The sequence below is a fragment of the Paraburkholderia sp. genome (assembly GCF_049581445.1).
GTDB lineage: Bacteria > Pseudomonadota > Gammaproteobacteria > Burkholderiales > Burkholderiaceae > Paraburkholderia.
Window position 1 is genome coordinate 1 of sequence record NZ_JBAURZ010000141.1, and the last position, 8,209, is coordinate 8,209.

Sequence of the window (8,209 nt, forward strand, 5' to 3'; positions counted from 1 at the left end):
GCCCCATGTGCTGACCGCAACGCGGCCCGGACCCGCCCCCGTGACTGAAACATCTGCGCCCACCGCCGCGTCTGCACCCGAGGCGGCGAGCACCGTTGCTACAGCGTCGTCACCGGCTTCATCCGCAGCAAGCAGCGGCGGGCATGCCGTTGCTGCACATCCCACGGCGCAGTCCACAACACTGCCCGCCGCGCCAGGCGTGAAGTTCTCCGTACCTCCATCGGGCGAACTGCAGTACGACACCTTCTACAACGGCGTGCGCAACCAGCCCGGGACGATCCACTGGTCCAGCGACGGCAAGACCCACTACGAGATGGTCGTATCGGTGCCGCTGCCCTTTGTGGGCACTTTCAGTTATTCGAGCCACGGCCATATCGACGCGTTTGGTCTCGCGCCGGACCAGTACATCGAAAAGCGTGGCCATCGGCCGGAAGATTTCTCCATCTTCAATCGCACCACGAAACAGATTGTCTTCACGAAGACGCCCGCGAGCCTGCCGCTCACCGACGGCGCGCAAGACCGCTTCAGCATGGTGATGCAACTCGCAAGTCTGGTGCGCGGCGACCCGAACGTCTATAAGCCGGGCGTGACCCGTCAGTTCTTCGTGGTGGATAACGACAGCGGCGAAAACTGGCCCATCGAGACGATTGGTGACGAGACGGTTCGCACTGCGGATGGATACGTCAGTGCGCGCCATTTCATGCGCCTTCCACGCCACGATGGCGACCGGCGTCGCATCGACGTATGGCTGGCTCCATCACTGGGCTGGTTGCCGGTGCGAATCATGCAGACCGAACCAAACGGCACCGAGATCGAACTGGTCTGGCGTGGGCCGCTTACCGTACCGGTGAATACTGACGCCAGCGTTTCAGCGAATGGCGCCAATGGTGCAGCGACTGCGAGCCCGACCACAGCGGCAGCAGCCAACTCTTCCAACGGCGCTGCTTCGGGTTCTGCAGCAAACTCCTCTGCGGGCTCCGCCGCAAACTCCTCCGCAAACTCCACGGCAACTTCCCCCGCAAACACTCCCGCAAACTCTGCTGCCATTCCACCGGTGAGTCCCGCTGAAGATCAAGCGACCAGTCCCGCGCCGAACCCGGTCGCGCCCTCACCTTCGGACCCCGCAACGAGTGCTTCCGCTAACCCGGCAGACACTTCATCCAACGCCGCCCCTTCCTCGCCACCTGAAGCACCTCCCGCAACGGAAAAGCCCTAAACCGAGCAGGGCTTCGGCAATTCCCCGAAACTTCCGTTAGCGGCATCACTCGCAAGAAGAGCGGTGTCGTAACGCTGCGCAGTTGGGAACAGGATTTGCTGATCGACATCACAGGCATGGATCAGCGGCTCATCCCAGCGGCAGGACCGTACGGGCCGCGCTCGACTCACCTTTCCATCGCGTCACCTTTGACGGAGCCAGCATGCAAGTGAAAATCAACGGTATCGACACGCGCTATGTCCTGAGCAACGAAGGCGGCGGCCCATGGCTGACGTTTATCCATCAACTCGGCGGCGATCTGTCCATCTGGGATCAGCTGGCCGGCTACTTCCGCGACGACTTTACCGTTCTGCGTTACGACGTTCGTGGTCACGGCGCAACAGCAGTCCCCGATCACCCGTTCACGATCGCCAACCTGTCGCATGACCTCGTGGAGCTGCTCGATGCGCTCGACGTCCCGCAAACGCATCTGGTGGGCATGTCGATGGGTGGAATGATTGCCCAGCAGTTCGCGCTCGATCATCCATCGCGCATCGCGACGCTCACGCTCGCCGACACAGCCTCCGGCACCGCGCCCGAGAACCGCGCCGCGTGGGACCAGCGCGCAGCAAAGGCCCGCAACGAAGGCATGGCCTCGCTTGTGTCTGCCACGCTTGGCCGCTGGTTGACACCGGACTATCAGGCGGCGCATCCCGAGGCCGTTGAACAGATACGTGAAGTTCTGCAAGACACGTCACCGCAGGGCTATGCGCTCGCCTGCGAGGCATTGCGCGAATTCGACGTGCATAGTCGCTTGAGTGAGATTTGTCTACCTACACTGACCGTTGCGGGCGTCCACGACACAGGAACGCCACCTGCTGCAACACAAGCCGTCGCAAATGCAATTGAAGGCGCACAATACGAACTGCTGGATGCTGCACATCTGGCGCCGATCGAGCAGTCTCACCGTTTTGCTGCATTGCTTGAAACGTTTCTCGAAACACGGGTCTAACCTGAAGGTCCGGGATTTTTTACCAGCGTCACTCCGGACCCACCCCTTGAATTCCACACCATACGCTCCACCTATGGCGCAGGAACGGCCAGGAGCCAACGGAAATAAGGAGTGTCGCCATGCAAATGATCTACAACAGCCCCAACTATTGTGTCGTCGAGTTCCCGCCGCAGGACGGTCCCCTCGCTATGAAGTCAGGTGGCTATGAGATCGTGGACAAGAACCTGCAACGTGAGATCTACATCGACGGTGCAATGGCGGCGCGCTTTCGCGAACACGTCACCAAACTCATCGAAGAAGAACCGTCGCTCGACGAAGTAGATGAATTCCTCGGCCAGTTCGATAGTCTGATGCATCAACCGGTGATCCTCCACTAACGCACGCCACGGCGACACGCTGTCAAAAACCCCGTCCGGCTTGCCGGACGGGGTTTTTTTATGGCCCTGCCTACGTGCGAGGCACGTTTTGTCGGATGATTCACACACCCGTTCCAGGCGCCTACGAATGCGGCATCTTTTACCGCCTGGCAGTTTGCGTGGCGTGAGCCATCGGTGCCGACAACCCCTGTCACCATTAGCCCATAGCGGGCGCCGCTGCGGCGCAACGGCTACAATGACAGGTTCCCTGAAAAAAACTGGCGTAAGCCCCCTTCTGCCATGAACCAGCCTGTCCCCACCGTCAGTCCAGTCCGTCCCGCTGCCGCCTACACGCGCGGCGCGGCGCTACCCGCGCTGTTGACGTCGCGCATTCTGATTCTGGACGGCGCGATGGGCACGATGATCCAGCGATACAAGCTCGACGAAGCCCGCTACCGTGGCGAACGCTTCAAGGACTATGGCCGCGACATCAAGGGCAACAACGAACTGCTCTCCATTACGCAACCGCAGATCATCAGCGAGATCCACGAGCAATATCTCGCGGCGGGCGCGGACATCATCGAGACCAACACGTTCGGCGCGACCACCGTTGCGCAGGCCGACTACGGCATGGAAGATCTCGCCATCGAGATGAACCTCGAATCGGCGAAGCTGGCGCGTGCCGCATGCGACAAATACTCGACGCCCGACAAGCCGCGCTTCGTGGCGGGCGCAATCGGACCGACGCCGAAGACAGCCAGCATTTCACCGGACGTGAACGATCCGGGCGCACGCAACGTGACCTTCGACGAATTGCGCGCGGCGTACTACGAGCAGGCCAAGGCGTTGCTCGACGGCGGCTCGGATCTGTTTCTCGTTGAAACGATCTTCGACACGCTCAACGCAAAGGCCGCACTGTTCGCGCTGGATGAGCTGTTCGAGGACACCGGCGAGCGTTTGCCCATCATGATTTCGGGCACCGTCACTGATGCATCGGGCCGCATTCTGTCCGGGCAAACGGTCGAAGCATTCTGGAACTCGCTGCGTCACGCGAAGCCGCTGACGTTCGGTCTGAACTGCGCGTTGGGTGCAGCGTTGATGCGCCCGTATGTCGCCGAACTGGCCAAGCTGTGCGATACGTACGTGTCGTGCTACCCGAACGCGGGTTTGCCGAATCCGATGAGCGATACGGGGTTTGACGAATTGCCCGCGGATACGTCTGGTCTCCTGAAGGAATTTGCGCAGGCAGGTCTGGTGAATATCGCCGGTGGTTGCTGTGGTACCACGCCGGAGCATATTGCGGCGATCGCGCAGGCACTTGCCGACATCAAGCCGCGCCAATGGCCGAACCATTATCGCGACGCCGCGTGAGACGCGAGCCGCACCGCCGCCTTCCCGCTTCAGCAAACGACGCACGCAACCGAACCGCACACACGCCATGACCGATCACACCATGCGCCTTTCCGGCCTCGAGCCGTTCAACGTCACCTCCGGGACGCTCTTCATCAACGTCGGTGAGCGCACCAACGTGACCGGCTCGAAGGCGTTCGCGCGAATGATCCTGAACGACCAGTTCGACGACGCGGTCGCGGTCGCACGCCAGCAGGTGGAAAACGGCGCGCAGGTGATCGACGTCAACATGGACGAGGCGATGCTCGATTCGAAAGCGGCCATGGTCCGCTTCATGAATCTGATCGCATCGGAGCCGGACATTGCCCGCGTGCCGATCATGATCGACTCGTCGAAGTGGGAAGTGATCGAGGCGGGTTTGAAATGCGTGCAGGGTAAGGCGATCGTCAACTCGATCTCCCTGAAAGAAGGTGAAGAAGCCTTCCGTCATCACGCGAACCTGATTCGCCGCTACGGTGCCGCCGCCGTCGTGATGGCCTTTGACGAAACGGGCCAGGCCGATACGTACGAACGCAAGACGCAAATCTGCAAGCGCTCGTACGATTTTCTGGTGAACAAAGTCGGCTTCCCGCCTGAAGACATCGTGTTCGATCCGAACATCTTTGCGGTTGCCACCGGCATCGAAGAGCACAACAACTACGCGGTCGACTTCATCAACGCCACGCGCTGGATCAAGCAAAATCTGCCCTACGCGAAGGTGAGCGGCGGCGTGTCGAACGTGTCGTTCTCGTTCCGCGGCAACGACCCCGTGCGTGAAGCGATCCACACTGTGTTCCTCTATCACGCCATCCAGGCGGGGATGGACATGGGCATCGTCAACGCGGGCCAGCTCGGCGTGTATGCCGACCTCGATCCGGAACTGCGCGAGCGGGTTGAAGACGTGGTGCTGAACCGTCGCGAAGACAGCACCGACCGCCTGCTCGAAATCGCCGACAAGTTCAAGACCGGTGCGGCGAAGAAAGAAGAGAACCTGGAGTGGCGCAATCAGCCAGTCGAAAAGCGTCTGTCGCATGCGCTGGTGCATGGCATCACCAACTTTATCGTCGAAGATACCGAAGAAGTGCGCGCGAAGATCGCAGCCGCCGGCGGCCGCCCGATCAACGTGATCGAAGGTCCGTTGATGGATGGCATGAACGTCGTCGGGGACCTGTTCGGCCAGGGCAAGATGTTCCTGCCACAGGTTGTAAAGTCGGCTCGCGTGATGAAGCAGGCTGTCGCCCACCTGATCCCGTTCATCGAAGAAGAGAAGAAGCAGATCGCCGATGCAGGCGGTGACGTACGCGCGAAAGGCAAGATCGTTATCGCGACCGTGAAGGGCGACGTGCACGATATCGGCAAGAACATCGTGTCGGTGGTGCTTCAGTGCAATAACTTCGAAGTGGTCAACATGGGCGTGATGGTCTCGTGCAATGACATCCTCGCCAAGGCGAAGGTGGAAGGCGCGGACATCATTGGGCTGTCGGGACTGATTACGCCGAGTCTCGAAGAAATGGCCTATGTGGCCTCGGAAATGCAACGTGACGAGTACTTCCGTATCAAGAAGATTCCGCTGCTGATCGGCGGCGCCACCACGTCACGCGTGCACACCGCGGTGAAGATCGCACCGCACTACGAAGGACCGGTGGTGTACGTGCCGGATGCGTCGCGTTCAGTGTCGGTGGCTTCGAGCCTGCTCTCCGATGAAGGCGCAGCAAAGTATCTGGACGAACTGAAGTCCGACTACGATCGCATCCGCGATCAGCATGCCAACAAGAAAGCGCAGCCGATGGTGACGCTCGCCGAGGCGCGCGCCAACAAGACGAAGATCGACTGGGCCGGCTATCAGCCGGTCAAGCCAAAGTTCATCGGCCGCCGCGTCTTCAAGAACTTCGATCTGAACGAACTGGCGAACTACATCGACTGGGGCCCGTTCTTCCAGACGTGGGATCTGGCTGGTCCGTATCCGGCCATTCTCAATGACGAGATCGTCGGCGAATCGGCGCGGCGCGTCTTTTCCGACGCCAAGTCGATGCTCGCGCGGCTGATCCAGGGACGCTGGCTGCAAGCCAACGGCGTGATCGCGCTGTTGCCGGCCAACACCGTCAACGACGACGACATCGAAATCTACACGGATGAATCGCGCTCGGAAGTCGCGCTGACGTGGCGCAATCTACGCCAGCAAAGCGTGCGTCCCGTCGTGGACGGCGTGATGCGGCCGAACCGCTCGCTCGCCGATTTCATCGCGCCGAAGGATTCGGGCGTGGCGGATTACATCGGCATGTTCGCCGTGACGGCGGGCCTTGGTGTCGACGTGAAGGAAAAGCAGTTCGAAAAGGATCACGACGACTACAGCGCGATCATGCTGAAGGCGCTCGCCGACCGCTTCGCGGAAGCGTTCGCCGAAGCCATGCATGCGCGCGTGCGCCGCGATCTGTGGGGCTACGCCGCCAGCGAAACGCTTTCCAACGACGACCTGATCGGTGAAAAGTACCGCGGCATCCGCCCCGCGCCTGGCTACCCGGCGTGCCCGGACCACCTCGTCAAGCGCGACATGTTCGATGTGCTGCGCGGGGACGAAATCGGCATGAGCGTGACGGAATCGCTTGCGATGTTGCCAGCTGCCAGCGTCTCCGGCTTCTATCTCGCTCACCCGGACTGCACGTATTTCTCCGTCGGCAAGATCGCGCAGGACCAGCTCGACGATTACGCGCAGCGTATGAACCTCTCCAAACAGGACGCCCAGCGCGCCCTTGCACCATTGTTGTGAACGATCGGACGGTGTCGGTGCACCGCACTATACCGGGATCCGTAGGCTGAATATTTCAGACACGCGGGTTTTCGGCTTTGTAGACTGCAAGCGCTTTACCTGCCAGACGCGGGCTGAAAAACGCGTCGGCTTATCTACTTGCAACCGTCACGGAGAAAATCGTATGAAGAAGCTGACGTTAGTTTTGGCTGGCCTTTCAATTGCGGTCGGTACTTCAGCAGCCTTTGCCCAAACTGCCGCTCCGGCCGCGGGGAGCGCGGTCAGCTCGTATTCGCCGCCCACCCAGAAGCACGTCAAGAAGCCCAAGAAGCAAAAGATGAAGAAGGGCGCTACGGCTCCCGCTGCGGCTGCGGCAAGCCAATAAACGGCGCCTGGGCAGCCACCTGCGTGACTCTCGGTGTCAGCCGGTCGGCCACGGGCGACCGGGCCGCCCGATCCAGTCGGACGGGCGGCTTATGCAGATCCATAAAAAACAAGAGCCCGCTTCGAGCGGGCTCTTGTTTTTGGACGCGATGAAGCGCGGTGCGGCGCAATACGGGGCACTACGAGGCTCTAACGGGCGAAAGGCGCGAAGACCCGGATCGATCCGGACGCTACGAATTGATGCGTCCGGCGCCAGTTTCACGCTCCGCCCGACCGGCTCAGCTCACGCGCGGACCGGCCGCACCACCGCCGCGCCAGTGCGGCGCCGCAGCAGCCAGGCCAGGTCAGATGCCCCAGACGATATCCGCGTTTTCCTTCTGCGCGGCGCGCAGCATGTCGAGAAACGGGAACGCGCGTTGCGCGAGGCCGACCGGAATCTCGTGATGCTCGTGACCTTCTTCGCCTTCGTGGAAATGGCCTTCATGCTCGGCGCGTTCCTGCTTGTCCGAGGTGATGGCCGATTCCAGTTTCGTGATTGCATCGCCGAGTTCGTCGTGCATGATCACGCCACGTTCACCAAGACGCTTGCCGACGATGCCGATGAGGTATTGCGCCAGATTGTCCAGCATCATGACGTCCGGCGCGGCGCGGCACTTGAAAGTAATCAGCATGACTGTTCCCTTTTCATCTTGTTGGATTTACGCGCCGATGGCCGGGGACGACCGTCTGCGCGGATTCGTTGGCACGCTGGCGGCCACGGCCCTTGGTGGGCATCTCAATTGGACATATTAGCACCTGCTAAAATCCGTCTGAACGGAAAAGCGCGCCGCGCCGCGCGGGGTAACGCGCCAGCGCCAATGCGCCCACGCCTTTCCAAGCCTTTTGACGGACCGGCTTCGCGCCTTGCGAGCCGTTCCCGTTTCACTGCACTGCCTCACTGGACTCGCAACACAGCATGCTGCCCGCACATAAACACACTCTCGAATCACTGTTCGCCGACGCGGTGAAGCAGGTCGCCGCGGCCACCCAAGGCGCCGCCGAAGCGGCCTTCGTCGCGCCCACCATCACGCTGGAACGCCCGAAGGTGGCCGCGCACGGCGATGTCGCCTGCAACGTCGCCATGCAAC

The 8,209-nt window shown here is 61.2% G+C and carries 7 protein-coding genes and 1 pseudogene; 7 read left to right on the forward strand and 1 reads right to left on the reverse strand.

All coding sequences use genetic code 11. From position 1 onward, the window contains the following. The 6 genes and pseudogenes from WCA85_RS13145 to WCA85_RS13170 form a co-directional block, all read left to right on the forward strand. Positions 1–1,216 (forward strand): DUF3108 domain-containing protein (locus WCA85_RS13145; protein WP_424064481.1); only part of this gene is annotated, 1,216 nt, incomplete at its 5' end. A 202-nt stretch (positions 1,217–1,418) separates the two neighbouring features. Beyond that, positions 1,419–2,207 (forward strand): 3-oxoadipate enol-lactonase, encoded by a 789-nt coding sequence (gene pcaD, locus WCA85_RS13150; protein ID WP_424064483.1) that lies wholly within the window; start codon positions 1,419–1,421, stop codon positions 2,205–2,207. A 119-nt stretch (positions 2,208–2,326) separates the two neighbouring features. After that, positions 2,327–2,584 carry a BTH_I0359 family protein gene (locus WCA85_RS13155; RefSeq protein WP_117334493.1) on the forward strand — a complete coding sequence of 86 codons (258 nt, stop codon included), beginning with the start codon at positions 2,327–2,329 and terminating at the stop codon, positions 2,582–2,584. 279 nt (positions 2,585–2,863) lie between these two features. Then, entirely contained in the window at positions 2,864–3,934 is a 1,071-nt protein-coding gene (locus WCA85_RS13160) for a homocysteine S-methyltransferase family protein (RefSeq protein ID WP_424064485.1), read from the forward strand. 55 nt (positions 3,935–3,989) lie between these two features. Next, positions 3,990–6,719: pseudogene (gene metH, locus WCA85_RS13165) on the forward strand (methionine synthase); the annotation flags it as partial. Positions 6,720–6,882: 163 nt separating this feature from the next. After that, on the forward strand, positions 6,883–7,083 hold the full coding sequence (locus WCA85_RS13170) for an acid-shock protein (RefSeq protein WP_424064487.1): 201 nt from the start codon (positions 6,883–6,885) through the stop codon (positions 7,081–7,083). 343 nt (positions 7,084–7,426) lie between these two features. On the opposite strand, the gene WCA85_RS13175 is transcribed toward WCA85_RS13170, so the two are convergent. Further along, positions 7,427–7,753 carry a DUF1840 domain-containing protein gene (locus tag WCA85_RS13175; RefSeq protein ID WP_424064489.1) on the reverse strand — a complete coding sequence of 109 codons (327 nt, stop codon included), beginning with the start codon at positions 7,751–7,753 and terminating at the stop codon, positions 7,427–7,429. Between the two features lie 284 nt (positions 7,754–8,037). On the opposite strand from WCA85_RS13175, the gene WCA85_RS13180 reads away from it, so the two are divergent. Then, on the forward strand, positions 8,038–8,209 hold a 172-nt coding region (locus WCA85_RS13180; RefSeq protein WP_424064491.1), incomplete at its 3' end, for a hypothetical protein.

Bases quoted from the DNA above. Each gene is read 5' to 3' on its own strand.
- pcaD (WP_424064483.1), top strand. From the start codon at position 1,419: ATGCAAGTGAAAATCAACGGTATCGACACGCGCTATGTCCTGAGCAAC.
- WCA85_RS13155 (WP_117334493.1), top strand. From the start codon at position 2,327: ATGCAAATGATCTACAACAGCCCCAACTATTGTGTCGTCGAGTTCCCG.
- WCA85_RS13160 (WP_424064485.1), top strand. From the start codon at position 2,864: ATGAACCAGCCTGTCCCCACCGTCAGTCCAGTCCGTCCCGCTGCCGCC.
- WCA85_RS13170 (WP_424064487.1), top strand. From the start codon at position 6,883: ATGAAGAAGCTGACGTTAGTTTTGGCTGGCCTTTCAATTGCGGTCGGT.
- WCA85_RS13175 (WP_424064489.1), bottom strand. From the start codon at position 7,753: ATGCTGATTACTTTCAAGTGCCGCGCCGCGCCGGACGTCATGATGCTG.